Below are 26,531 nucleotides of genomic sequence, written 5' to 3' on the forward strand. Positions count from 1 at the left end.
AAGAAGTTGTCCCAAAATATATTATCAATTTACAAGAGAAGGAGCTTATTCCTTATAATTTACAGATTGAAGCCATTGATAGGGAAAAGAATAGTTCAAGAATAATAGCCGAAAAGGTTTCTAACTCAACTGTAATAAGATGGGTACAATAGAGGGGAAATTTAGCCGTACCGCATTTGAAGGAAATGATGTAGCTTGGAGAAACCACGAAGGAGAAGGAGTATGGATAGTCTAAATAGGAAGCTCTTAGTAGCATCGATGTTTTGTCTTATGTTACTTCTAAATGGATGTGGCAAGCAAATATTGAGTGCTAATCAAATATTAATTATTGATGAGTTAAGTTATTTGACCTTTAATCGGTATCAATCGGAGTTATTGTTCAAGGTTATTGCTGACAGAGCTGAACGTCGGAGCGTCATCGTCTCGACCAACCTGAAATTTTCAGATTGGGTAACAATATTTGAAAATACTACCATGGTTACAGCTCTTATTGACCGGTTGACATTCAGATCCCATGTGTTGAACATGAATTCTGATCATCCATATAGAGCTGAGTATTCCACGCAAGAGTAATTAGAACCAAGGGAAATACTTGTCAGAGTGTTTCCCTATCTTTAGAAGCCAAGTGGTAAACCTTTTCACTGTCAAAAAGTTAAAAGCGGTAAACAAATTCATTGTCATTACTGGTAAACTAATTCGCTGTCACGTGGTAAAAATATGGTCCTTTCCATAGTTAGTTGAATTTTCGGCCTTTTTCAAGCCATAACAATTTCTTTTTTAACATTTCGAAACTATTACGGCCATACATTATACGCTTTATAACTTTAAGCTTATTTACACTGCCTTCAGCGAGTCCATTATTATATTCATATTTAATGGCATTTTTTATAGCTGTAATATCTCTGGTTATGCCATTTATAAATGAAGTTATTCCACGGATATTTAAGCCTGATGCCCTATGTATCCACTGTTCAAATTTGCCAATATTTTTATTCGACAATATTTCTTTGAATTCATTAACTATGTCTATGATCTCCTTGTACCGTGGATATTGCCTATTCACTCTGTCTAAACATTCGGTATCGAGTCCTTTGATTTTCTCTAATTTCTTAAACAATAGTTTTATTAATGTTTTACGTTCCACTAATTCGATATTCCCTGGCACCTTTTTATTGGCAATGTAAGTATTCTGAATCAGCTTCTTTATACGTGCCATATAATGTCTTAGTGTAGAGGATGAACCAGCATAACCTTTTTGGCGGATTTCTGTTTCAATTACAGGTGAGGAGACGCCTTTATCCATTAGCAAATTTATTTCACGTAGGTATGGATCTAAGATGCTTTTCCTCTTAACACTATAGCTTCCATGAATGGCTGTTACATCTTCTTCCAAATATCTTGAAACCGTCTGCCTAGATAATTGTAGCTCTTCGGAAATTGACCTAATAGAATACTTTTTCTCATGCATATTCCTTACTGTATTTATCAATTCCTGCTTCTTTAACACTCTTTGCTCATGGGAAAGTTCCATAATGCTCCTCACATACCGATTACGTTCTTCCTCGCTCATTCCCATCAATCTATCCAGTGTCCGAATATCCATATTCAACTGTTTGCAAATCTGTGTCTTACCGCAACCTTCTACCAGCATTGACAGTGCTCGGTTTGACTTTTCTTCTAATGTTAGTTTTTTGTTTTTTATAGCAATATCCAATGTTTCCGTCACATCAACTTGAGGTTCTTCAGGCAACTCAATGGTTATTTTTGCTTTGAAATATTTCATAAGGAACTCTTTACAATACGAAGTTAAATTCTTAAGTAGATGAAATCGATCACTTACCTGTATAGCCTTGGGATGAGCTGTTGTTATAGCGTTGTGGTAGGTAATAGAACCGTCTCTTGAAATGACTTTAAGATTTGGATAGGTCTTTAACCATTCTACAACATCATCGCATTCTCTTGACGGAATTAGATCAATCACTCGGTGAGTTTCGATATCAACCATGATTGTTCCATAAGATTCCCTTTTCCTAATTGCAAAGTCATCTATACAGACCAAAGTAATGGATTCCTTATCAATTATCGGTGCTTCTTTTTTTAAAAGATTGCAAATAGTACTTTTACCTACTTTCGCAACACTCGTTTTCAATAGGGCAGATGCTGTCAGAGAGCTTACATTCATGGATAAATTAATTATTTCATCTTCCAGGCGCTTTGTCTTCTTGGCCTTGGCCGGCAGGAAATCAAACGTCTCGGCGAATGTTGTATGTTCACACTCTGGATTATGGCAGAACATTTTTTTGTTTCTAAGAATTACAATGACTTTCTTATTCTGCATCGGTAAATCTTGAAAACTTCTGGCATAATGAGAATGGATTTTTGATGAAGGTTGTCCACAAAAAGGACAGTTAACTGTTTCCCTTATTGAAACAACTCGAATGAAAATCGTATCGTCAATTATCTCATGGCTGACGTACTCTAAATTCCCATCTAATAACTTAATAAACTCATCCATCGAATAGCCTCGTTTCAAATGTTTCTCACTATTCATTTATATCGCTAGTCATCACTTAATTCAACTAACTATGGAAAGAACCAAATATTCGTTGACATTCACATTTAACATTAAGCTCTTAGGATCTTGTGTAATAAGTTGTAATGCAATTTGTAATGCAATGAGGAAAATGTAATACAAAAAAACTAGGGAAATATAAAAAAGAATGTCCGCTCTGAACCAGAGCGAACACCTGAAAGGCGCATAAATAAAGGGTTTTAAGGTTTTAAATGATTGGACATAAAGCTCGGTCGACTCCTTGGGGTGGTAGAGGTCGCATGTTCAAATCATGTCGCTCCGACCAGTATTTTCAAGGCTTTCAGCCTTCTTGAAATAATCCAAAATACGAAAGTAATGCAACCAATTTTTAATTAACTTTTCCTACTAGATTCCTCTCATTTTGGGAGGATCTTTTTTTATCCTATTTTTAATAGACCATTCATTTTTAAATTTGATTCCCAGAGATTAAAAAAGACAGGAAATTCAAAATATATAGTTTTTTTGATATATTTCGTGTGATATAATTAGTAAAATTGCAAAGACAAGTAAAAGGGGAGTAGTTTAATGCTAATTCAATCTGCAGTCGATATTGCTCCATTTCTGCAGCAATGGTACGAGCAAGATATTTCGGTCTTTGTATTCGACACAGAAAAAGTTCTTGCTGCTGTTAACCATCCTAGAATAAACCTTGGAGTTAAAGTAGGCGACCTCTTACAGGATCTAAACACTACTATAAGTTATAAGTCTATAACAACAAATCAACGCGTAATACAGAAGGTAAACATCAATAAATCTCAGTTTGGAATCCCATATGTTGCGATTTCAAATCCAATTCATGATCGAGGCCAAGTTGTAGGAGTAATGACGGTCGTTCTTTCAACAGAATCATTTGATGCCTTACTTAGCATGGGCGAAGAGATATTAGCAGCTGTAGAGCAAATCTCTGCGTCTGCCGAGAACTTAGCTAATGCAAGCGAAGAACTTTCGGCTAATGCTCAAAGTATGAGTGACGAAACAGAATTAGTCCGAAAGGAAATCAATCATGTAGCAAAGGTAACGGATCAAATGAAATCAATAGCGGTCCAGAGTAATATACTCGGGATAAATTCATCAATTGAAGCGGCTCGGGCTGGAGCAGCAGGCAAAGGCTTTGCCGTAGTGGCTGAAGAAATACGTAAGCTGGCTGATACTAGTAAAGCATCTGCAGTAAGTATTGAAGATGATGTGAAAAAGGTTCAGCTATCAGTGAACGTCCTGATTGAATCTTTCGCTAATCTAGCCGCGGTAAGTGAGGAACAAGCTGCAGGAGTAAGTGAATTAACGAAGGCTTTGACGCAGATTAGCCAATTGGCTGAGTCGTTAGTTCAAAATGGAAAGATAGTATAATACTTGTGATATATTAAAAGTTCTGTGCTCCTTGTCTATTTCAAAGTTTGCCTAATGATCATAAACCAGTCAATTATTTTTTTTAGCTTGTATGTTCCAAAGCAAAAGAATCGAAGCAGTAAAACCTGTTGCAGTTAATGATAGCCATAACGGTATTTCAGAAGATGCTTCTGGTACCCCGGCATTCGATGCGGAAAAACTTCCAACTGCCAAAACAAGAGTATAAATTGCGCCCTTAACACTCGATATTGTTGCCAGTATATACCCCCAAGGCTTACGTTTGAATAACCAAATTGCCCCCAAAACAAGAACAGGAATGAGTAGTGATAAATCGAGGGCGAATATTATAGATGTTGGGTGACCTGTCTTTGTATCTATTGGTGGAACCTGCCCTGTTGCTATGAACCCAAGTGATTGGATAATATAAACTGTACTTAAGCCAATGGCAACAAACAACATGTATCCGCCAATAAGCTTTACGGGCGTTTTAGATCTAAAAGATTTGGCTATTTTATTTGCGTCAATGCCTATGAGCGAAAATATAAGTGCATAAATTGAGAGTGTAAAAAGAGCCACATATAAGAGAAAAAGATTCTTAAAAGAAGCCCCAAAAAGGTAAAAAGCAAAATTATAGAGCATGTAATCAAGCATTCCTAGCCATACCAACTGTGCTCTTAGTGAACCTCTCATAGATAAAAGGATTGAAATAGCTAAACCAGGAACTGCAACAAACAGGGTAACTAAGTCATTTCCGCGCCATACGGAATTTACAAAAGTGTTGTCACGGTAGAGGTCGTCGATGAAAAGCCCCCCTAAAGCAGCAATCAAGGACAATACCACAATGGCGATGGATAGCGCATATCCGATTTTGAGTTTGGAATTCATTTCTTTCCTCTTTGTTAAGTATAGTAGTCGTATTTTCAACAAGGGATTACAATTATCCTTCAAGAGTTTTTTCAATTTCTATGTTTCTTTAAAGAACTACACTAGAACGTCATAATTGACCCATTTCGCGCAACAAGTAATTCACCTTTAGTTGTGATGCCTGATGCGACCGATGCTTGGGTGCAGACTAAGTCAGGCAATAAACGATCAAATATAATAAATTTGAAATAGTAAACAGAATGCCCGGAGAATAATCTTCGGGCTTTTATAATGCAAAAATTTAGGGAGGTTCAAGATGAATGGGAAGGAACTAGCTTTCAAGTCAGCGGTGGCAACCGTAGGGACAGCCAATACAGGCTGGTGTGGAATTTCCCTAAGCGACTAGATTATCAAAAATATACTAATTGTATTCATAAAGCGAAGGAAAAGGTGGAAATATAAAACATGAGAGGACAGGCCATTTTATTCAAACAAAAACGTCCACTTGGCCCTTGAGGGTACAAAACAAAGTAGAAGGAGGAAAACGAATTGTCAGAAGCAGAAAAACTCGAACGAGGACTTGCAGCGAGACATATTGAAATGATTGCACTAGGAGGCACCATTGGTGTTGGCTTATTTATGGGGTCAGCGACTTCAATTAAGTGGGCTGGGCCCTCCGTTCTCTTGGCTTACGCCGTTGCAGGTATTTTCCTCTTCTTCATCATGCGTTCAATGGGAGAAATGCTTTATGTAGATCCAACCACCGGTTCTTTCGTTACTTTTGCCCACAAGTATATTAGTCCCTTATTCGGTTTTGTTACTGCCTGGAGTTACTGGTTTGCATGGGTAACCATTGGTATGGCTGAAGTTACGGCCATCGGGATGTACATGAAATTCTGGTTTCCCAGCCTGCCGCAATGGATTCCTGGGGTGTTCTTGATTATCATAATTGCAGCGGCCAACTTAGTATCAGTCAGGTTTTACGGTGAGTTTGAATTTTGGTTTGCACTCGTTAAAGTCATAACCATTGTAGCGATGATCTTCATTGGAGCTGCCCTAATCTTTTTCGGATTGGGCAACAACGGTCAAGCTATTGGCCTTTCAAACCTCTATAGCCATGGTGGATTTTTCCCTGGTGGTTTAAAAGGATTTCTGTTCGCCATACCACTTGTCGTGGCTGCCTACCAGGGAGTAGAGATGATCGGCATCACGGCAGGTGAAGCGAAAGACCCGCAAAAAAGCCTAACTAAAGCCATCGGAAATATTATTTATCGCATCTTGATCTTCTACATAGGTGCTATCTTTATCATTGTAACCCTTTTCCCTTGGGATGAGCTCGGAACTCTAGGCAGTCCGTTTGTTTCAACGTTTGCCAGAATAGGGATCGCTTCTGCTGCAGGGATTATCAATTTCGTTGTCATTACGGCAGCTGCGTCCGGCTGTAACAGCGCGATTTATAGCTCTGGAAGAATGCTATACTCACTAGCTGTTAATGGACAGGCCCCTAAATCGTTGGCTAAAGTTTCTAAAAATGGAGTCCCTGCCAACAGTATCCTATTGACCATTGGAGGTCTGATTATTGGAGTAATCTTAAATTACTTTGCTCCAGAAAAACTCTTCGTTTATATTTACAGTGCCAGTATTCTTCCTGCTATGATGCCTTGGTTCGTTTTGCTCATTAGCCAGCCCCAATTCAGAAAAGTAAATGCCTCTGCAATGAGCGCTCACCCCTTCAAGATGCCCTTCTCCCCGTATAGCAACTATATAACGATTGCATTTTTATTAGCAGTGCTCATCGGCATGTGGATTAACCCCGATACTCGGTTATCTCTGATCGTTGGGATAGTATTTATTGCTCTTGCCATCGTGAGCTACTTTGTATTCAAGATTGGAAAGCTTCAAGAGAGCAATTAGGCGAGTCACAATTAACCATCATATATAATTAGGGTAGCCAACTTGGGGGATTCACACTAGGAGGGCTGACGTTTGGGTAAGAGTACAGTCTTTGATTTAATTGGGCCAGTGATGGTGGGACCGTCAAGTTCGCACACGGCAGGGGCAGTACGTCTTGGCGCTATGGCCTTAAAAATATTAGGAACTGAACCGATTGAGGTAGAGATTACTTTACATGGTTCCTTTGCTGAAACCGGAAAAGGGCATGGTACGAATTTTGCCCTAGTTGCTGGACTTCTTGGTATGCGTACAGATGATGAACGAATTCCTCAAGCAATTCAGCTTGCAGAGGAAAAGGGAATTAAAATCCTTTTCAAGACGGGGAACCTAGGAGAGGTGCATCCCAATACAGTAAATTTTCGTTTAACCGGACGAGATGAGAAGGTCGTCGAAGTGATGGGCTCATCCATTGGTGGTGGCAGAATTGTAGTCAGTCGTATCAATGACTTTCAGGTTGAGGTCATGGGAGATTATCATACTTTGATTATTATTCAAAAGGATTTACCTGGAGTTGTGGCCCATATAACTTCTCTTTTAGCGACCGCTCAAATCAATATTGCCCAGATGCGTGTTTCACGAGAAAAGAAAGGCTCTCAAGCCTTGACAATTGTGGAGACAGATCAGGTGATTGAACCGGCAGTCCTAGTTTTAATTCATAAACTTCCCGCGGTTTATCAAGCAATTGCCATTGAACCACTAGACTAAGGAGGAACATTCATGCGTGCTTATCAAGATTATGTTCAGCTTGCAGAAAAAAGAGGGTTGAAAATTGGAGAAATTATTCTAGCCGAGCAAGCAGAAGAGTCTGAGAAGCCAGAGGCCGAATTACGGGAACGTATGCGTTTAAACTTGAATGTCATGCGAGAAGCTGTGCATTCAGGATTAAGTGGGGAGCGCAAATCGCTCTCAGGGCTCATCGGGGGCGATGCAGCTAAGGTTCAGGCCCGTTGGAAGAGTGGAGAGAGCCTTACCGGGGAACGGATTAGCGGCGCAATTGCCCGGGCCTTGGCTGTTTCTGAAGTCAATGCCACCATGGGGAAAATTGTGGCAGCCCCCACGGCGGGTTCCTGTGGGGTTTTACCGGCTGTGTTGTTCACGGTAGAGGAGGCTCTGAATTGTCCTGAAGACGATTTGGTGACAGCGCTCTTCACTACAGCAGGGATTGGAATGGTTATTGCCGATCGGGCTAATGTTTCAGGTGCAGAGGGCGGGTGTCAGGCTGAAATTGGTTCAGCGGCAGGGATGGCAGCGGCCGCCGCGGTTGAGCTTTCCGGTGGATCTCCAGGCCAGACGGGTGATGCAGCCGCGATAGCCCTTAAGTCCTTGTTAGGGTTGGTTTGTGACCCCATTGCGGGGCTGGTAGAAGTTCCATGTGTGAAGCGCAATGCTACAGCAGCAACGATCGCTCTTGCTGCAGCTGAGATGGTTCTCGCTGGCGTGGAGAGTAAGGTTCCCCTTGATGAAGTGATTGATGCTATGAATGAAATCGGTAAACAGATGCCGTGTAGCCTCCGAGAAACGGCTCAAGGAGGTTTAGCAGTGACGCCAACAGGGCATAGAATCAAAGCTGATTTTCTATAATATCCAGTCCAGAAAAATGGTTCATAGAATCTTAAAAGTGCCAGCATTTTACCCGAAGTAAGAAGGAAGTCTGCACCTGTTAAAGAAATGTAAAACCCGCAAACTTGCATCGTAATCAAGTTTGCGGGTTCTTAATTAAGGTGTTGAATCCAAAATCGATTCAATTAAAAAACACAGGCTTAATTTTCCTGTGTTTTTTCAAACGTCAATTTTTTTTGGCACTTGGGGCAAATAGGTTCATATTCGTTATCATAGTCTATATTGTAGAACTGGAGGATTTGGGAGGGACATGTTGAATCACATTTCACTAATTGTTCAGACATAAAAAACATCTCCTCATCAAATTTTATTTTTCATAAATTAAAATATTCTCTTAATTCTTATTATTATAATACATCAGTTTATTCTAAAATTCAATATCTTTTGAACCGTTTTCAGAACATTCTTTTTCTGTTAAATTTTTAGGTTGTGGAGAGATGAGGTGTACACAAACTTAAAAGCCTTGAAGTAAGCAACTTCAAGGCTTTAAGAAGTCCTGGATCTAATTTAGGTAAAGGCAAATTCGAGGATAAAGAGAGCTATTTTGCAGTGGAGTGAGCAGCTGCATTTTCTCCTGCTATGCGGCCCGAAGTCCATGCGAAACCACTGGCCAGTCCTTCATAAGGAGGATACCCCTTGCCTGCATAGTAGCCACCTGCATTCGTTCCTGTTGCATACAAGCCATTTATGGGGTTGTAGTCTATGTCAATGACTTGTAGTTTCTCATCTACCTTAACTCCACCGATAGTACCTAAGTTTACAGCACGGCAGTCAAAGGCATAATAATCACCTTTTTCCACGGTATACTTTAAAGAAGCAGCAGATTTGTTATAATCTGTATCTTTTTTGTTTTTTACCATGAGGTTGTAACGGTCAACGGATGCTTGAAGTTCATCAGCATTCATTCCAGCCGCTTGAGCTAGATCGGCAACTGTACTTCCCTTAAAGGCAGTTCCTGACTTAACTGCCTGCTCAGCCAGAGCTACGAAATCATCAGGTTTCATGTTGGCACCGGGGCCAGATTTTGAAATACGCATGGAGGTTCCTTTTGTATAATCTTCCAGGGTCGCCTTATCTACAATAAAATAGTATTTTCCATTCGCAGCATAAGCAGCATTTGCCCACAAAGCTGTATCATATACGACATCCTCGTTTACGAAACGGGAGCCTGATGCATCTACCCAAAGAAGGGGAGACATGAGCATCTGTGTCATGCTGGAATTTGAGAATCCGGCAAGGTGTTCGCTGGTTTCAGCAGCAACTTTTGATTCTGCGAGCTGAGCAGCATGAAGGAGGGGAGTTGCGTCCCATCTTATTGCTCCTACTTCTTCTAATGACGCAAGCCCCTCACCATTGTTGGGCATACCCAACTGATTGAGGTAAGCATTGTTGGAAGCCTTTTTCACCTCTACGCTATTGGCACCAAAGCCGCCTGTGGATACAACGGTGGACTTGGCATGGACAGTTAGGATACCTCCGTCCTCTTTGGTAGCTGTAATCCCGGTTATATTACCATCAGCATCCTTAATGATAGATTTCAAACTGGTATTGAGCTTTAGCTCTGCACCCATCTCACCGAGATGTTTGTATATTTTTTCAAATCCGGCAGTGGTATCAACATATTTATGATAGACCTTATACTGATAGGGATCATTCTCATGGGCAAACTGGGTAGTTTCCTGCTGAAGCTTAAATTCCATTCCATATTTTTGCAGCCAGTTGATAGTGTCAGCAGATTTTTCTACTATGGCACGCGTTAATGGACCATTTGAAAGGTATTGGTTATACTCTAATAGCCTTTTTACCGCTTCATCCACTGAGAGGTTCAAATTTTCTGCTTTCTGTAAATCTGAATTTACTGCGAAGAAACCGGAAGATAATCGGGTGTTACCACCTACGGCTGCCGTTTTTTCTATGATCATGACCTTGGCTCCCTTTTCTGCAGCAGCAAGAGCAGCTCCAGTACCGGATCCACCGGCACCTACTACTACCACATCGACGGTAACCTCTTCATTGGTCCCCTTTTTTGCGACCTCTTTGTTTTTCCATGCATTTACATCAACACCCGCCTGAGTAAGAGCTTTTTCCACTGCAGCTAACACAGCATGACTGGTCACACTGGCACCAGATATAGCGTCTACCTTCAGACTTTGGGCATCTACAATGGCCTTTGCCAGCTTAGGAGCTGCCTGGCCACCTATTGTGGGAGTCTCTTTGCTTGCATCAACTTCAATGGCGGATACCGAACCTTTGTCCGTAACTGTAACCTTTACAGTTACGTCACCGCCTAACCCCTTTTCGGTAGCGGTATAGGTTCCCGCCTTGACAGACGATACTGTGGAAGTTGTTTTACTGCAGCCAGCCAGTATCGATAGGAGCAGCGTAAAAGTTAGCATGATGCAAAGAATTTTTTGAACTCTCAATTTCTGTTTCACATGATCTCCCCCTTTTTTTGTTTCTTGAAACTTCCTCTTATTTGTTTAATTACAGGAACTAAGAGCAATATATCACAAACATCAGCTATACCACATGTATCTATCATTGCAAGAAAAGTGGTTTATTTTAAGATTTGAGAGCAATTTTTTTATCTACACACTTTTAATTGTAAAGCAGGGCATGGCAGAGTATACTTTAATCATATTTTTACTCTTTCTGCTAATCCTCGAGATATCTGGATTTTTACAGATTAACTGATTTGAATACTTCACCAATGGAGGTTATATGACATTTCAACCTGCCTCACAAATTAGACGGATTTCAAATGAGAAAAGTAGTTATTTTTTTCACTTAGATAAAATGACTGGCTACTATATTCAGGAGTGCACAGCTTTTGAAAAGGACAACTCCCTTTTTGCATTGGCTGCCCTCCCGACTGACGGCGTGCCCGTTCATTGCTCTAGCACCTATATAAGTATACTTTTCTGTCATGGTGATGCCTATGTACTCATAGATGGCCGTAAAACGACGTGCTTTGGAGGAAATATATTTCTGTTTCGCCAAGGATGCAACTTTATTGTAGAGCCGCAGGGTGGAGCAGAGATTTATTTTGCTCTTTTTAAGAAAGAACTGTTTGATACCTTATTCTTCTCACAGATCGCAGATTGTCCACTTATATATGACTTTTTTCTTTTAAAAGATTGTGACAATGAATTCTTGTATTTTGATTGCAGCAATGAAACGCCCATCTGTTTATTTGCTCAAGCTCTTGAACTGGAACTCTGCAGCGCGGATAGCCTGACAGATAAGACTGTGCGCTGTTCCACCGTCCTATTTTTATCTAATCTTCATCGCGTACATCGCAGCAACTTAGTAATCGCTGAGTCAAGCATGATGAAGAATTATATGATCGGAAATATTCTAAAGTATATGGCTGATAATTATGATACCGCCACCTTATCCAATACAGCCGCCCATTATAACTATCACCCAGCTTACTTTTCCACTATGTTTCGGGAAAAGGCATATTGCAGCTTTACTACAAAGCTACACGAAATACGATTGGAGCAGGCTCGCCGCATGCTGGTGGGCACTAAGCTTTCCATTCAGCATATATGCGATAGTATTGGCTTTCGGGAAAAAAGCTATTTTTATCGCTGTTTTAAAAGAGCTTACGGAGTTACACCCGGTCAGTACCGGAAAAAATTCAGGTGCTGAATAAACATCGATTTGAGAAAATCTGACTTTACTCTCCCGCGACTGTCTATATGGCGTCAGACAATAGAAAATACAATTAACCCGCTTAAAGCGGGTTTCTTTTGTTCAACAATTTGTCAGACTGAGGTGATATAATCTAGTCTAAGGTGGTGGATTACTCCTTTAGCACTAAAGATAGGAGGGAGGTATCATTATGAACGAGGAGAGAATAGTCGGGGGTATTTTAGGCGTCGTAACAGGTGATGCACTCGGTTTACCTGTACAGTTTCTGTCACGTACAGAAGTGCGTAAGAACCAAGTTAGTGAAATGCGCGGTGGTGGAGCATATAATACACCACCAGGTACCTGGTCAGATGATGGCTCTTTGACGCTCTGCTTAGTGAAAAGTCTTATCGAAAATGGATATGATTTGAAGGATATTGCTGACCGATTTGTATGCTGGTTTCGAGACGGCTATTGTACACCCTTTGGTCAGTCCTTTGATATCGGCCATGCTACAACGGTTGCTATGAGGCGTTTAATGAGCGGCGTACCCCCCTTGGAGGCTGGCCCTGCGGATGAGAATAGTAACGGGAATGGTTCTCTTATGCGGATATTGCCTGCGGTCCTCTACTTTTCTAACCTCCCAGACACCGACCTGATTGAGAAAGTCTGTGAGGTTTCGAAAATTACACACGGGCATCCACGTAGTCAATTAGGATGTTCTTTGTATGCACTGTTTGTTAAAGGGTTATTAGCGGGTGAGCACCCAGACGAAGCTTACAAAAATCTAAGGGTTAAGGGACAAACGGTTTTTAGAGGTACAGAACTAGAGAGCGAGTTACTCTACTATCAGCGCATAATGGATGGAACACTCATCGAATTAAACGAGGACGAGATTAAATCTTCAGGATATGTTGTACATACCTTAGAAGCAGCAGTTTGGTGTTTTTTAACCACTAAGAGTTTTGAAGGAGCTCTAGTTAAGGCAGTTAACTTGGGTCTTGATACAGATACAGTTGGGGCGGTAACAGGTGGTTTGGCTGGGGTGTACTACGGCTTAGCGGGTATTCCGGAAGAGTGGATGACACAAATAGTTAAGTACTCAGAAATTCTAAACTTAGGTCGGGCATTTGCCCAAGATGTTATTCAAAGATGAAATAATAGTGATCTATTGTTCGAGTAAAGGGCCGCCTACGTTTGCCTGAGTTAAATTTGACTTGCAAAAGATTGTGCAATAATATACAATTAGTCCGTAAACTATCCTAAAAAGTATCGTACTGAAGGCATGAGGGTTAGTCCCAAATGAGAAGGCGAGAGAATAGTTGTTATTGATTCGGGTAATCTATCTACAAGATTGTCTGCAATTCATATACTATCCTTGTCCTTCTAAGCGCAAGGATAGTTTTTTATTTATTGACTAATATGAGAGGAGTTCATTAATGGATTCAAGAATTGCCATTATCGCAATCATCGTTGAAAATAAAGATTCAGTAGCAAAGTTAAACTCTATTCTTCATGAGTATAGTGATTATATCGTAGGAAGAATGGGGATTCCCTATCGGAAGCGTAACATTCAGGTCATCAGTGTTATTGTGGATGCACCGAACGATGTCATTAGTGCACTCTCTGGAAAATTGGGCATGTTACCTAATATAAACACTAAAACTGTTTACTCAAATGTGTCGCATACGGCAAATCAATAATCAGGAGGCTGTTTAATGTATAACAGTAAATCTAAAGTTGCAACTGAATTTATCAATGACGAAGAAATTCTGGACACACTTGCCTATGCGCAAAAAAACAAAAGTAACCGTGAGCTCATTAACAGACTTATCGAAAGGGCTAAGGATTGTAAGGGCTTAACCCACAGAGAAGCTGCAGTATTATTAGAATGTGATTTAGAAGATGAAAACGAAAAAATGTTTAAACTCGCTAAGGATATCAAGCAGAAGTTCTACGGGAATCGGATTGTCATGTTTGCTCCTCTTTACCTTTCTAATTACTGTGTAAACGGGTGTGTTTACTGTCCTTATCATTATAAGAACAAAAGTATCTCAAGGAAAAAGTTGTCACAAGAAGATATTGTACGTGAGGTTATTGCGCTTCAGGATATGGGACACAAGCGTTTAGCGTTGGAAACTGGAGAAGATCCCGTAAACAGTCCAATTGAATATGTCCTTGAAAGCATCAAAACAATTTATGGTATAAAGCATAAAAATGGAGCCATCCGTCGTGTCAATGTCAACATTGCTGCGACTACGGTAGAAAACTATAGAAAATTACAAGAAGCAGGGATCGGAACGTATATCCTTTTCCAAGAGACCTACAACAAGAAGAGCTATGAAGAGCTGCACCCAACAGGTCCCAAACATGATTATGCCTATCATACAGAGGCTATGGACCGCGCTATGGAAGGCGGGATCGATGATGTAGGGCTTGGCGTCCTTTTCGGCCTTAATATGTACAAGTATGACTTTGTAGGTTTACTCATGCATGCTGAGCATTTAGAAGCAGCCATGGGAGTAGGACCACACACCATCAGCGTTCCACGTATCCGCCCTGCTGACGATATTGACCCTGAAAACTTCTCCAATGCCATATCAGACGATATTTTTGCCAAGATCGTAGCCGTTTTACGTATCGCGGTTCCCTATACAGGAATGATTGTATCTACACGTGAATCTCAAAAAATTCGCGAACGTGTCCTTGAACTAGGTATATCACAAGTGAGTGGGGGCTCCAGCACCAGTGTAGGAGGTTATGTCGAACCTGAAGCAGAGGATGATAATTCTGCACAGTTTGATGTGAATGACACTCGAACTCTCGACGAAATTGTGAATTGGCTGATGAAAATGAACTATATTCCAAGCTTCTGCACGGCTTGTTATCGAGAAGGAAGAACGGGTGACCGTTTCATGAGCCTGGTTAAATCAGGACAGATTGCAAACTGTTGCCATCCTAATGCTTTGATGACGCTTAAGGAATATCTGGAGGATTATGCTTCTGAGGATACGAAGAAAATAGGCGAAGCCTTGATTGCAGAGGAAGTTAACAAGATACCGAATGAAAAGGTTAAAGCAATAGCAAAAGAGCATCTAACAGAATTAAAGGATGGAAAACGGGATTTTAGATTCTAAATGTGTTTAATGCAAAAAGGCGAGTTTAAGCTCGTCTCTTTGTGTTTTATAGAGTACGCTCCTACTATTTAACTCTAGTTACTGCCACTCGCCAAACTTCAGGACCTTCCTCTAGATACGTCCAGTCATACTGCTCTGGGAAGTCTAAAGGGAATTTGTGCTTGAATATAGGTTGTAAATCATGATCATTAACAAGCTCCATTTTTTCACCCATCTTCAACGATTGAAACGTTCTTTGTACCGTTGGATATCTATCCTTATGAGGTGATATTTCCCGTATATCTACTCTTCCAGCGAATTCAGACATGTGCAATTCCTCCTCATACTCATGAAAACTAAGTTCTTTTATTATATCCTGTATGTACACTCAAAATTACGTCTAGTAATAGGTCTAAATGTCTCCTTGACCTCCAGAAAACTCATCCTCAAAGGTTTATTAATATCTTTTTGCTTCAATAATTAAAGAGATGGTATAAACCCGCAATCCCTGTGAATTACGAATAGGGAATTTGTGGGTTTTCTTAATGTGTGGACTGAATATTATAAAGTGCTTACGATTTAATTGAATAGGGGGAGATCTTTGAGGATTAAATGTTGAATTTTAATACATACTAAGACATTAATGGGATAATCCTTTTCATGGAGGAATAGATAATGAACCTCGACAAAGCATTTTATCAGAGCCTTATGAAGAATTTGTTCGCTGATCCTTGCGAAGTAAAGTATTGGGATGGGGAAGTGGTGAATTATGGAGGGGGGCAGGCTCAATTCAAAATTGACTTTAAGGAGCCGATTGCCAAATCAGAATTAATAAGTGACCCCTCCATAGCCTTTGGCGAAGGGTATATGCAAAAGAAGATTGACATTGAGGGAAGCGTCCAAGAAGTGATTGAATCCCTCTATAATAATCAGCACAGCTTTCTGAACCAGAAAAATCCTTATGTAAAACTCGCGAAATTCATCTCAAATAATACGCGTAAGAGTAAAGAAAATGTTCAATTTCACTACGATATTGGTAATGATTTTTACCGATTATGGCTGGATGAGAGCATGACGTATTCCTGCGCCTATTTTAAGACACCTAATGATAGTTTGAATCAAGCACAGAAGAACAAAGTGGAGCACATACTTCGCAAACTTAATTTGCAGCCTGGGCAAACACTTCTCGATATCGGCTGTGGGTGGGGAGAACTTATTCTTACCGCTGCAAGAGCATACGGAGTCAAAGCGCTGGGGATAACCTTGAGTTCAGAGCAACTCGACCGTGTCAGGGAAAGAATTCAGACTGAGGGCTTGAACGACCTCGTTGAAGTCCAGCTCATGGATTATCGGGAATTAAAGGGACAAACCTTTGATCGGGTGTTAAGTGTTGGGATGATCGAGCACGTAGGAAAGGAGCATCTGGAGGAATACGTCTCTACGGTCCACTCTCTCTTGAAGGAAGGGGGCGTGTCGCTCCTGCATAGCATCACAGGATATGTAGGAGCGGGGACAAACAGTTGGATTAGTAAATACATTTTTCCAGGGGGGTATATTCCTTCTGTTCAAGAGCTGGTCTCACTTGTGGCAGCGAATAACTTCTATCTCATCGACCTAGAAAGCCTTCGTGAGCACTATACTAAAACCCTAGAACGCTGGGCCCAAAATTTTGAAAAGGCTATGCCACAGATCCAAAAGATGAAAGATGAGACCTTTATACGGATGTGGCGACTCTATCTTAATTCCTGTGCCGCTTCCTTTCATTGCGGGAACATCGATCTTCATCAGTTTTTGTTTACCAAAGGAGTTAACAATTCTTGGCCAACGACCCGTGAATATATGTATAAATAATATTAAAAACCTGCAAAGCGCTTTAAAATGCGTTCTTGCAGGTTTTGTTTACTTACTCCATATTAGACAGGGGAGCATGCAATATTGGCAATGCTCGCACACTACTTATACCTTGGCATAGCGTTTGCATAGATAAGCATTATATTCCGTGCTTAATTCCAGCGCAAGCAAGGGAAGCTAGGATGTGCATGAGAATTATTTAATAAAGTTAAACGAAAGGAGAGAGAAATACGGCGATGGTTTTTACACGACTCGGAGATGGCTCGATATTGAATGCCACGGTCGATCAGATTCGAACAGATCTTGAAGCTGGAACGTTAGATGCGGCGGAGAGAGCGAGTATCCCGACGCTCTCAGAAGATGAGCTAGCACGTTTACATGAGATTATATGCCGACCGGGCAAATTTGTTGGGGTCGAAAAGGGGAACGAAATCATTATGACTGGGGATTCACCTTCCATTGGGGCAGTCCCACGGGGATTTATGGTGAATCGGATTCAGCTCTTACAAACGTATGAACGAGTATTAGGGATGGATTCTGCAGAATCAGGTTTTATTGACTACAGCTACAAAGCAGTAAAGGGGATCGCTTCTGAGGAGAGGGCAATCATTGAGCAGGCTTCCCAGGTTCTTACTATTCCACTCTTTTATGGGGCAATGCCTAATCTGGGGCTTTACAGTCGTCCTGATGGGCCAGTGCCCAATTGGGCAGAGCTTCTTCCTCAAGGAAGGATCGCTGAGGCACAAGCAGCACAGGAAGAAGCGATCGATTACTGCGTTGAAGATCTTGTTTATGTCGCCAGTGAGGTATATGAAGGCGGTGCTCAGGGAATCGACTTTGATACGAGCGGGGCGGCGGGAGATGCTGATTTTTATGCAGCTTTGAAGGCGACAGAGATATTAAAGAAGAAGTATCCGGATATCTGCATCGAAATGGGAATGGCTGGAGAGTTTGTCCTTGGTATGCATGGGAATCTTTATTATGACGGAGTAAGGTTAGCTGGGCTCTATCCACATGAGCAAGTCAAGTTGGCTCAAAAGGCAGGGGTGACGATTTTTGGCCCGGTGGTGAATAATATCTGCAATAAATCCTTTGCGTTTAATTTAGCTCGTGCAGTGACCTTCTGTAAATCGTGTGCCGATGCTTCAGATATCCCAGTTCACGCGAATGCAGGATTAGGAGTAGGAGCAGTGACGACGGTAGAAGTCCTTCCTGTGGATATTACAAGTCGTGTATCTGTTGCCATGGCTGAGGTCGCGAAGATTGATGGGTTATAGGTAGGTTCGGGTGATCCCTGTGGGATGATTGCAAGTCATACACTCGCCTCGGGCATGGGCGGATTGCGTACAGCCGGAGATCTGGTTGCTCGGATGCAAATGACCCGTGGTATGAGAATTGGCGAAGCTAAGCAATATGTTGCAGAAAAACTTCGTGTATCTACCCTGGAATTAAGTGATGAGGTCATCATGAACGAGGTCAGAGAGGATCTGAACATCGGTCGAGTAACCGCTCCACCCGGAAAAGCCAGGGGGATTCAGGCGCAAATGAACATTGGTAAAGTTCTAGGGATTGAGATTAACTCAGTCAAACGCTTCTTAGATAAACTGATTTAAGGGGGGAATGCAATGGAGTTATTTGCAGCCGCTTCAAAATCGATAGTCGATATGGATTTGGCGAAGGCTGAAGAAATTGCCCGACTCGGATTGCAACAAGGAATTGACCCTTTGGAGTTAATGACCCAAGGGTTTATTCCAGGAATTGTTCAGATAGGAGAGCTTTTTGAAAGGGGTAAAGTCTTTTTGCCTGAACTCGTCATAGGCGCAGGGGTGATGGAAAAGGTATCTAGTATTGTCAATGAGTCCATACACGTCTCGAACACTTCACGGGAAGGGATCGCAGTCATCGGAACTGTGAAAGGTGACGTTCATGATATAGGAAAATCTATTGTCGTTTCTTTGTTCAAAGCCAATGGAATCCAAGTCTATGATGTCGGGAGAGATGTTCCCACCCATAAATTCATTGAGAAGGCCCTTGAGGTCAAGGCAGATATCATTGGGACGAGCGCCTTGTTAACCACGACGATGCAGGAGCAGAAAGCGTTGGAAGATACCCTTCGTAAAGAAGGCTTGCGGGATCGGTTTGTCACGGTCGTCGGGGGGGCCCCCATCACAGAACGGTGGGCAAAGAGAATCGGCGCGGATATCTATGCAGAAAATGCGATCGACGGCGTCAATAAAGTACTAAGAATTTTGCGAGGAAAAAGGTCTTTATCCTAATTCTAAACCGTCTTGAACCCATCCAGCCAAACCGGGCTATATGGGTTCTTTTGCTTCTATCTAGATTAGGGTATAAATCCGGAATTGGAGCGTAAGTTGCAATAATACAGAGCGAGGAGAGTAGGAGATAGGAACATATATAGAGGATAAGAAAGTATAAGAAAGAGGGGTAGGGATGAACAAACGCTCACGAGCTTTTTTGGCCGATTCGTCGTTGATTCTTATAGGGATGATTTGGGGACTGAACTTCACTTTAATTAAATTCGCTATTGGAATCATTCCGCCCATGGAGTTTATCGGACTCAGGTTTTTCATTGCAGCCCTCATCCTTATGATCTTTTTTCAGAAGCACTTACGAGTAACCCAGCGTGCTGAATTATTGGCAGGGAGTATTATCGGGATTTTTCTCTTCCTCGGATTTCTCACCCAAACGATAGGCCTACAGTATACAACTCCTGGAAAATCAGGCTTTATAACAAGTTTGTACATCGTTATTGTTCCCTTTATGGCCTCCCTACTGAAACGAAAATTTGTAGGCTGGGTTCCGATCACCGGTGCAATTCTCGCCTTGAGTGGCTTGTGCATGATCTCAATCTCCCTGAATGAACTTTTCTTTCTAAGCAAAGGGGATTTACTTTCAGTCGTCTGTGCGGTTTTCTATGCGTTTCATATCCTTGCAGTGGAGCATTACTCCCTAAAGTATAATCCTTATGTTTTAACTATTGTACAAATCGCGTTTACAGGAATTATGAGTATGGTGTATTCATTGACCTTTGAACCCGTTCAGCTAGAAATCCCCCCTTTCGTTTGGGGAGCTGTACTTTATACGGGTTTACTTGGGACTAGTTTTGCCTTGGTCATCCAAAATGTTGCTCAGAAATATACTTCTTCCTCTCATGCGGCTCTCTTGATGGGACTTGAGGCACCTTTTTCTTTGCTTTTTTCGATCTGGATCTGGGGTGAAGCTCCTTCACCACGCGGCCTCATCGGTAGTACCCTGATCTTTATAGCGATTCTCTTCGTTGAGCTTGGGCCTTCTATATTAAGTAGATACCTGACGAAAAGTCAGCAGTCGGGTGCCCAAAACGCGCTTACCAGGAAGAAGCAAAATTTATAGGGAGGTGCTTTGTGGGCTGAATGAGCATAATTACATGAGCAAGATGGAATGAGAATTGCATATAAGAAAGCAATAGACTGTGAAGTCGTTAAGATCCCTTAATATTGCTTACTAAGAACATGAGGTAGGGAAGGGGGACGTTGATGAAGACTCGATAGAATGTAAATAAAGTGAATTATTAGAAAAAAATGGAAGTAGCAGAAGGAAAAGAAGCTTATCTGTAGAAATCAAGTACGGTAATATTTCTGGATATTTAGAATATTCCTAAAATGGGAGGTTGATAGGAATGATTATCGGAGGCTGTCCGTATGGAACACATCGTGTCTTAGAGCCAAAAGGTGTTTTACCTCAACCGGCATGGAGAATAGACAACACAATGGAGATTTATGATAATGAGTTACTTATCCAAGTGGACACCTTAAATATCGATGCAGCAAGCTTTACTCAGATTAAGAAACAAGCGAATGGAATTCCTGAAGAGATGGCCAAGACGATGTTGGACATCGTTGCAAAACGCGGCAAGCATCATAATCCTGTCACTGGATCCGGCGGAATGCTTATGGGGACAGTGATAGAAATCGGGCCGAAGTGGGAGGGGAAGACGCCTGTTAAGGTAGGTGACCGGATTGCTACCCTTGTCTCACTCTCTTTAACTCCCCTCCAAATTGATGAGATCAAAGCGATTCATATGGAAAAAGAACAGGTTGAAGTAGAGGCAAAAGCAATTCTTTTCAGCAGCGGAATTTATGCAGTCTTGCCCCAAGATATGTCTCCCTCCTTAGCCTTAGCCATTCTTGATGTGGCCGGGGCACCCGCTCAGACGGCCCATCTGGTTAAACCGGGTCAAACTGTTTTGGTAATCGGTGGCGGTGGGAAATCCGGTATGCTCTGTTTATATGAAGCTAAAAAGAGAGCCGGGATTACAGGGAAGGTTATCGGTATCGGCTCAGGCAAAACCAGCTGTGAGCGGATGCGTCAGCTGGGGTTCGTAGACGCTGTCCTTCAGGTGGATGCGACAGATCCCTTAAAAGTAATGCAGAGTGTGGCAGAAGTTACGGAAGGTAAAATGGCAGATATGACCATCAACTGCGTAAATATACCGGGCACGGAGATGGGCTCGATCATGGCGACTCGAGAGGAAGGAACGGTATATTTCTTTAGTATGGCAACGAGTTTTACTGCTGCTGCACTCGGAGCAGAGGGCATCGGGAAGGATGTAACGATGTTAGTCGGGAACGGCTACTGCCGAAATCATGCGATCGTAGCCTTACAGACCGTAAGGGAAAGTTCCGTTCTTTGGAATATCTTCCAAGAACTTTACGCCTAAGCGATGTTTAACTGGGCCAGACTCCTTGAGCATGATCCAGCAATACTTACCGTTGTGGGCATGGCGAAGAACGCAGGAAAGACTGTAACCCTCAATTATATACAGCGCCATCTCCATGCCCAAGGTCGTACTTTAGGACTAACATCTATCGGCAGAGATGGAGAAAGATTTGATTCCTTAACTCAACTTCCGAAGCCTTCCATTACAGTTCAGCCTGGCATGATCCTGGCGACAGGAAGCAAGCTTATACCGAATACGCATACATTGGAACGTGTCGAGAAAACAGGAATTCATACTCCTCTTGGGGAGATAGAAATCTATCGTGCCTTGCAAGAAGGGCAGGTCATTCTTGCAGGGCCGAGTAAGAATTCTGAAGTCAAAGAGGTCCTAGGACGGTTAGCTCGTCATGGGGCACAGTGTATTCTTATAGATGGAGCGTTTAATAGACAAAGTTCTGCTGATCCCAGCCTAACTCATCACGTGATTTTATCCAGTGGAGCGACCTTGAGTCGAGATCTGGAGCAAGTCGTCCAAATGACAAAATCACGTGTCGAACAGCTGACTCTTCCAATCTGTTCTGAACCTGATCTCTTGGATAAGGCTAAGCAAATGGAAGCGAAAGTGGCCTGGAGATGTGGCAGTAAATTCTATGAAATTCCGGGAGTAACCGCCCTTTTGACAATGGAAGAGTGGGTCGAGCTCTTTGCAAAAGGAATATCCACCCTCTTCATCAAGGGGGCAGTCAGTGATGCCTTAGGGGAGGCCTTACGCAGAACGGAGAATCCTCCTAACGTTATCCTTAAGGATGGTAGTAAAATTTTTTTAAATCCTGGCCTTTGGAAGCAGCTCAACTCGCATGGCGTGAGTTTTGAGGTGGTACATCCGATTCAGCTACTCGGTGTAACCGTAAATCCAACATTCCCTGGGGGAAAGGGCTTTCAGGCGGAGGAGCTACTTAATGCGATGGGGAGGGCCTTAGATCCTCTTCCTGTAGTCGATGTTTTGAGAGAGAAAAGATTTAAGGCATCAAGGTTTTGAGGAGGAGTAAAGCTTGCAAAGACACTTAGAGACTGAAGCAGATATCTACCTTGTTTTGGTTTTGAACCAAATTCAGGAGGCAGTACAGGTTGTAAATTCAGACGGAATTACCGTTTATTACAACCGTGCAGCCGCGGAAATGGATGATTTGGATCCTGCTGAGGTATTGGGTAAGCATGTTTTGCAAGTCTATCCTTCTTTAACTTTGGAAACCAGTAGCCTAATGCAAGTGCTAAGAACCGGGGAGCCCGTACTGAACTTGCAACAAACTGTCGTCATCAGTACGGGCAAGATAGTGACGCTCCTTTATTCTACTTATCCGCTTTTTCGTAACGGGGAGCTCATCGGAGCCTGCGATATATCACAAGATATAACTGCGATTAAGGAATTATCGGAGCGGGTAAGAGATTTACACTCGGAACTTTTGGATACCAAAGTCAGTGCTCGAAAGAAATCTAAAGTTGAACCGGGGTGTATGGCCCGTTATCAGTTTAATGACATCATTGGGAGTTCGGAGTCCATGGTTCAATTAAAGATCTTAGGCCAGCGCGTGGCTGCAAGTTCGTCTCCTGTACTCGTGATTGGAGAGACTGGGACAGGTAAAGAGCTTGTCGTTCAATCGATTCATAATGCTTCCCCGCGCAAGAACGAGCCTTTTGTTGCACAAAACTGTGCTGCACTTCCCTCTACTTTATTAGAAAGTATCCTGTTTGGAACCGTGAAAGGGAGTTTTACGGGTGCGGAGGATCGTCCAGGGCTCTTTGAGTTAGCGGATGGGGGCACGCTTTTCTTAGATGAGATCAATTCCATGCCCTTGGAACTACAGTGCAAACTACTCCGAGTATTGCAAGAAGGCACGATTCGGCGCCTCGGTGACATAAAACTTCGTCCCGTTAACGTGAGGATCATCGCCTGTATGAATGTTGACCCTGAAGAAGCGGTACGCAATAAAGAGTTGCGTATTGATCTGTACTATCGTCTGAATGTCGTCTCTATCAATGTCCCATCCCTACGGAATCGGAAGAAGGATATTCCCGCTCTGACGGACTCCTTTATTAAAAGGTACAACGAAACTTTGAAATGTCGTGTTAGCAAGTTAAGTGAAGAAACCAGCCAAGCCTTTATGTCTTACCACTGGCCAGGGAATGTGCGCGAATTGCAGCATGCGATTGAACATGCCATGAACATGGTATCTGGACAGACGATTCAGCTTGAACATTTACCGTTCCACTTACAAAAATGGTTCGAGAATCAATCGGTTGAAGCCAAAATGTCGCCGTCAGAAGGGAGTTTGCCTGAGCTTCTCAATTACTACGAAAAGAAGCATATAAAAGAGGCAATGGAAAAGTGTGCAGGAAACATTTCTAGAGCAGCCGCCTTGCTAGGGATACCTCGTCAAACCCTTCAATACAAGCTTAAACTTCACGAGATAACGAATTGTGAAAGACTTAATCTATTAAAGGGGGGGATCAATTGAATCCAAAACTTCATCTTGATCCAGTGCTTATCGCTCGGGGGAGGGAGTTAGCAAATCAAATCGTTCAGAAGATCCAAGAGCAGATTGAGACACGGACGACCGTCACGGTCGAACGCTCGGTTCTTCGATTATTAGGAACGGATGGGGTGGATCAGGCAGAGATTCCACTCGTAAATAGTGTGGTTGATAAAATTCGCAATGCTGGTGGGCTAGGAAAAGGTGCCCTATACTGGGTTTCTAATGCCATATTGCAGTTAAAGTTATCCCCTCAACAGATAGCAGAAGGGGTTGCTCACGGGACAATAGATTTGATGAGTCTTCCTGTGAGTCCGAAAGATGAGATTGAAGCTTTAGCCTTGAGCCTAGCAGAAAAGGCCTTAGCACAAATCAAAGCTCGTCGCGAAGAACGGGAAGCTCTACAAAAACAATGGGGCAAGGGGCAAGAACCCCTTCTCTACGTCATTGTTGCAACGGGTAATGTGTATGAGGATGCTATTCAGGCTCAGGCAGCAGCCCGACAGGGAGCAGATATTATCGCCGTGATTCGAACCACGGGACAGAGCCTCTTGGATTATGTACCCTATGGGCCTACGACTACAGGCTTTGGGGGAACCTACGCCACACAGGCAAACTTCAAGATTCTCCGCCAAGCCCTCGATGAAGTGGGGCAAGAGGTGAATCGCTACATTCATCTTACAAACTATTGTTCAGGTTTATGCATGCCAGAAATCGCAGCGATGGGTGCTATGGAACGGCTGGACGTAATGTTAAATGACTCAATGTATGGGATTATTTTCAGGGATATCAATATGCAGAGAACGTTTGTGGATCAGTTCTTCTCTCGGCTGATCAATGGTTATGCCGGAATTATTATCAATACCGGGGAAGATAATTATTTGACCACAGCAGATGCCCTCGAAAGTGCACATACCGTGATAGCCTCAGAATTAATCAATGAACAGTTTGCCTTCCGTTGTGGTATGAGCGAAGAACAACTTGGCTTAGGGCATGCTTTCGAGATTGATCCGAAGGTGCAGGATGGCTTCCTGTATGAATTGGCTCATGCGCAACTGGTTCGCGAGATTTTCCCGAATCATCCGATTAAATACATGCCCCCTACAAAGTATATGACAGGAAATATCTTTAAAGGGCATGTCCAGGACTCACTCTTTAATGTCTGTTCGATCATGACCCAGCAAAGCATTCATCTCCTGGGTATTCTTACGGAAGCCATTCATACTCCACTGATGCAGGATCGCTATCTTAGCATAGAATCTGCTCGCTACATTTTTAATACCATGAGAAGTCTATCGGAAGAAATCAGTTTTAGACCCGAGGGTTTCATCCAACAAAGAGCGAGCCATGTCTTGAACGAGGCAGTTCTTTTCTTAGAAAATGTAGAGAAGATTGGTCTGATGGATGCCTTAGAAAGAGGATGGTTCGCAGATATCTCCCGTTCTCCGCTAGGTGGAAAGGGTTTGGAAGGGGTAATCAATCGTGAACCGGATTACCTGAATCCCTTTATTCCATTGATTCTGAAAGGAGGAAGGGGCTGTGCTTGATCTCACTCACATTAAGCCCTATGGGGACACCTTAGATGATGGAATCGTTCAGTTAGCTTTTACCTTACCCGTAGAGCTTTCCGGAAAAGCAAAAGAAGGGGCTAGACAGCTAGCGCTACAGATAGGATTTGAAGAGGCCTCTGTCGTTTATGCAGAGTCCCTGAGCACGAACTTTAGCTTCTTTGTGCTTTATGCAAAATGTGCCAAGAGCATTGATCTTACCCAAGTCCTTGTCCCTGAAGCGGAGTTGAAGCTTCTAAGTAAACAGGAAGTCGATGAAACGATACAAGTGAAATTCCAGCGCAAATTGACGGTCATCGGGGCTTGTATCGAAAGTGATGCCCATACAGTGGGTATTGACGCGATAATAAATATGAAGGGCTTTAATGGGCATAAAGGTCTCGAGAGCTATCATGAGATTAATGCTCTGAATCTAGGAGCCCAAGTAACCTGTGAAGAAGTGATCCGCAAAGCCTATGAGGTAAACGCGGATGCGATTCTAGTATCCCAGGTGGTAACTCAGAAAAATATCCATATTACCAATCTCACAAAATTAGCAGACATGCTTGAAGCAGAAGGATTAAGGGACAAGATTGTCCTCGTGGTCGGAGGCCCAAGAATTAGCCATGAACTCGCCAAAGAGCTGGGTTATGATGCAGGCTTTGGACCCAATACCTATGCAGAGCATGTCGCTTCTTTTTTAGTGGAGGAGTTAAGCCGAAGGCAAAAGGTTTGAAAACTGAGGAGGGGAGAC

Annotated in this window: 21 protein-coding genes and 1 pseudogene; 18 read left to right on the top strand and 4 right to left on the bottom strand. The window is 42.4% G+C overall.

The window, feature by feature from the left end:
• Window positions 1–270: 270 nt before the first annotated feature.
• Window positions 271–573, top strand: a complete 303-nt coding sequence (locus tag ACZ42W_RS09045; protein ID WP_464170928.1) for an ATP-binding protein — start codon at window positions 271–273, stop codon at window positions 571–573.
• A 160-nt stretch (window positions 574–733) separates the two neighbouring features.
• Here the strand turns inward: ACZ42W_RS09045 and ACZ42W_RS09050 are convergent, their stop codons facing one another.
• Entirely contained in the window at window positions 734–2,515 is a 1,782-nt protein-coding gene (locus ACZ42W_RS09050) for an ISL3 family transposase (RefSeq protein WP_464170113.1), read from the bottom strand.
• Between the two features lie 603 nt (window positions 2,516–3,118).
• On the opposite strand from ACZ42W_RS09050, the gene ACZ42W_RS09055 reads away from it, so the two are divergent.
• Window positions 3,119–3,940 (top strand): methyl-accepting chemotaxis protein, encoded by an 822-nt coding sequence (locus ACZ42W_RS09055; protein ID WP_464170114.1) that lies wholly within the window; start codon window positions 3,119–3,121, stop codon window positions 3,938–3,940.
• 69 nt (window positions 3,941–4,009) lie between these two features.
• Here ACZ42W_RS09055 and ACZ42W_RS09060 read toward each other — a convergent pair whose 3' ends face one another.
• Window positions 4,010–4,825, bottom strand: a complete 816-nt coding sequence (locus ACZ42W_RS09060; protein ID WP_464170115.1) for a hypothetical protein — start codon at window positions 4,823–4,825, stop codon at window positions 4,010–4,012.
• A 579-nt stretch (window positions 4,826–5,404) separates the two neighbouring features.
• On the opposite strand from ACZ42W_RS09060, the gene ACZ42W_RS09065 reads away from it, so the two are divergent.
• From ACZ42W_RS09065 to sdaAA, 3 genes are all read left to right on the top strand, one after another.
• On the top strand, window positions 5,405–6,718 hold the full coding sequence (locus tag ACZ42W_RS09065; RefSeq protein WP_464170930.1) for an amino acid permease: 1,314 nt from the start codon (window positions 5,405–5,407) through the stop codon (window positions 6,716–6,718).
• Between the two features lie 72 nt (window positions 6,719–6,790).
• Window positions 6,791–7,462: an L-serine ammonia-lyase, iron-sulfur-dependent subunit beta gene (gene sdaAB / locus ACZ42W_RS09070; RefSeq protein WP_464170117.1), complete on the top strand. Its 672-nt coding sequence runs from the start codon at window positions 6,791–6,793 to the stop codon at window positions 7,460–7,462.
• Window positions 7,463–7,474: 12 nt separating this feature from the next.
• Entirely contained in the window at window positions 7,475–8,338 is an 864-nt protein-coding gene (sdaAA, locus tag ACZ42W_RS09075; RefSeq protein WP_464170118.1) for an L-serine ammonia-lyase, iron-sulfur-dependent, subunit alpha, read from the top strand.
• A gap of 578 nt (window positions 8,339–8,916) precedes the next feature.
• Here the strand turns inward: sdaAA and ACZ42W_RS09080 are convergent.
• Window positions 8,917–10,812: an FAD-dependent oxidoreductase gene (locus ACZ42W_RS09080; protein ID WP_464170120.1), complete on the bottom strand. Its 1,896-nt coding sequence runs from the start codon at window positions 10,810–10,812 to the stop codon at window positions 8,917–8,919.
• 286 nt (window positions 10,813–11,098) lie between these two features.
• Between ACZ42W_RS09080 and ACZ42W_RS09085 the strand changes: the two genes are divergently transcribed.
• The 4 genes from ACZ42W_RS09085 to hydG all read left to right on the top strand — a co-directional run bounded on the left by ACZ42W_RS09085 (window position 11,099) and on the right by hydG (window position 15,150).
• On the top strand, window positions 11,099–12,031 hold the full coding sequence (locus ACZ42W_RS09085) for a helix-turn-helix transcriptional regulator (protein WP_464170122.1): 933 nt from the start codon (window positions 11,099–11,101) through the stop codon (window positions 12,029–12,031).
• Window positions 12,032–12,224: 193 nt separating this feature from the next.
• Window positions 12,225–13,169: an ADP-ribosylglycohydrolase family protein gene (locus ACZ42W_RS09090; RefSeq protein ID WP_464170124.1), complete on the top strand. Its 945-nt coding sequence runs from the start codon at window positions 12,225–12,227 to the stop codon at window positions 13,167–13,169.
• Between the two features lie 283 nt (window positions 13,170–13,452).
• The gene (locus ACZ42W_RS09095; RefSeq protein WP_464170126.1) at window positions 13,453–13,716 is read left to right on the top strand and encodes a TM1266 family iron-only hydrogenase system putative regulator; all 264 of its coding nucleotides are present in this window, start codon (window positions 13,453–13,455) and stop codon (window positions 13,714–13,716) included.
• 15 nt (window positions 13,717–13,731) lie between these two features.
• Window positions 13,732–15,150, top strand: a complete 1,419-nt coding sequence (gene hydG, locus ACZ42W_RS09100; RefSeq protein ID WP_464170128.1) for a [FeFe] hydrogenase H-cluster radical SAM maturase HydG — start codon at window positions 13,732–13,734, stop codon at window positions 15,148–15,150.
• 64 nt (window positions 15,151–15,214) lie between these two features.
• Here hydG and ACZ42W_RS09105 read toward each other — a convergent pair whose 3' ends face one another.
• Window positions 15,215–15,457, bottom strand: a complete 243-nt coding sequence (locus ACZ42W_RS09105) for a DUF2249 domain-containing protein (RefSeq protein ID WP_464170130.1) — start codon at window positions 15,455–15,457, stop codon at window positions 15,215–15,217.
• A gap of 347 nt (window positions 15,458–15,804) precedes the next feature.
• On the opposite strand from ACZ42W_RS09105, the gene ACZ42W_RS09110 reads away from it, so the two are divergent.
• The 9 genes and pseudogenes from ACZ42W_RS09110 (at window position 15,805) to kamE (ending at window position 26,513) form a co-directional block, all read left to right on the top strand.
• Window positions 15,805–16,980 (top strand): class I SAM-dependent methyltransferase, encoded by a 1,176-nt coding sequence (locus ACZ42W_RS09110; RefSeq protein WP_464170132.1) that lies wholly within the window; start codon window positions 15,805–15,807, stop codon window positions 16,978–16,980.
• Window positions 16,981–17,216: 236 nt separating this feature from the next.
• Window positions 17,217–18,593, top strand: a pseudogene (gene mtbB, locus ACZ42W_RS09115) ([dimethylamine--corrinoid protein] Co-methyltransferase).
• 12 nt (window positions 18,594–18,605) lie between these two features.
• Window positions 18,606–19,256, top strand: coding sequence for a cobalamin B12-binding domain-containing protein (locus tag ACZ42W_RS09120; RefSeq protein ID WP_464170134.1), 651 nt, complete (start codon window positions 18,606–18,608; stop codon window positions 19,254–19,256).
• A 175-nt stretch (window positions 19,257–19,431) separates the two neighbouring features.
• The gene (locus ACZ42W_RS09125; protein ID WP_464170136.1) at window positions 19,432–20,373 is read left to right on the top strand and encodes a DMT family transporter; all 942 of its coding nucleotides are present in this window, start codon (window positions 19,432–19,434) and stop codon (window positions 20,371–20,373) included.
• A gap of 286 nt (window positions 20,374–20,659) precedes the next feature.
• A complete protein-coding gene (kdd, locus tag ACZ42W_RS09130; protein WP_464170138.1) occupies window positions 20,660–21,700 on the top strand; it encodes an L-erythro-3,5-diaminohexanoate dehydrogenase in 1,041 nt (346 codons plus the stop codon).
• Between the two features lie 3 nt (window positions 21,701–21,703).
• The gene (gene kamB, locus ACZ42W_RS09135) at window positions 21,704–22,738 is read left to right on the top strand and encodes a lysine 5,6-aminomutase reactivase subunit KamB (protein ID WP_464170140.1); all 1,035 of its coding nucleotides are present in this window, start codon (window positions 21,704–21,706) and stop codon (window positions 22,736–22,738) included.
• A 13-nt stretch (window positions 22,739–22,751) separates the two neighbouring features.
• The gene (locus ACZ42W_RS09140; protein WP_464170142.1) at window positions 22,752–24,215 is read left to right on the top strand and encodes a sigma-54 interaction domain-containing protein; all 1,464 of its coding nucleotides are present in this window, start codon (window positions 22,752–22,754) and stop codon (window positions 24,213–24,215) included.
• Window positions 24,212–25,777 carry a lysine 5,6-aminomutase subunit alpha gene (gene kamD / locus ACZ42W_RS09145; protein WP_464170144.1) on the top strand — a complete coding sequence of 522 codons (1,566 nt, stop codon included), beginning with the start codon at window positions 24,212–24,214 and terminating at the stop codon, window positions 25,775–25,777. Before ACZ42W_RS09140 ends, kamD begins: the two co-directional genes overlap by 4 nt.
• Window positions 25,770–26,513: a lysine 5,6-aminomutase subunit beta gene (gene kamE, locus ACZ42W_RS09150; RefSeq protein WP_464170146.1), complete on the top strand. Its 744-nt coding sequence runs from the start codon at window positions 25,770–25,772 to the stop codon at window positions 26,511–26,513. Before kamD ends, kamE begins: the two co-directional genes overlap by 8 nt.
• Window positions 26,514–26,531 lie beyond the last annotated feature (18 nt).

Source organism: Desulfitobacterium elongatum, assembly GCF_055378975.1.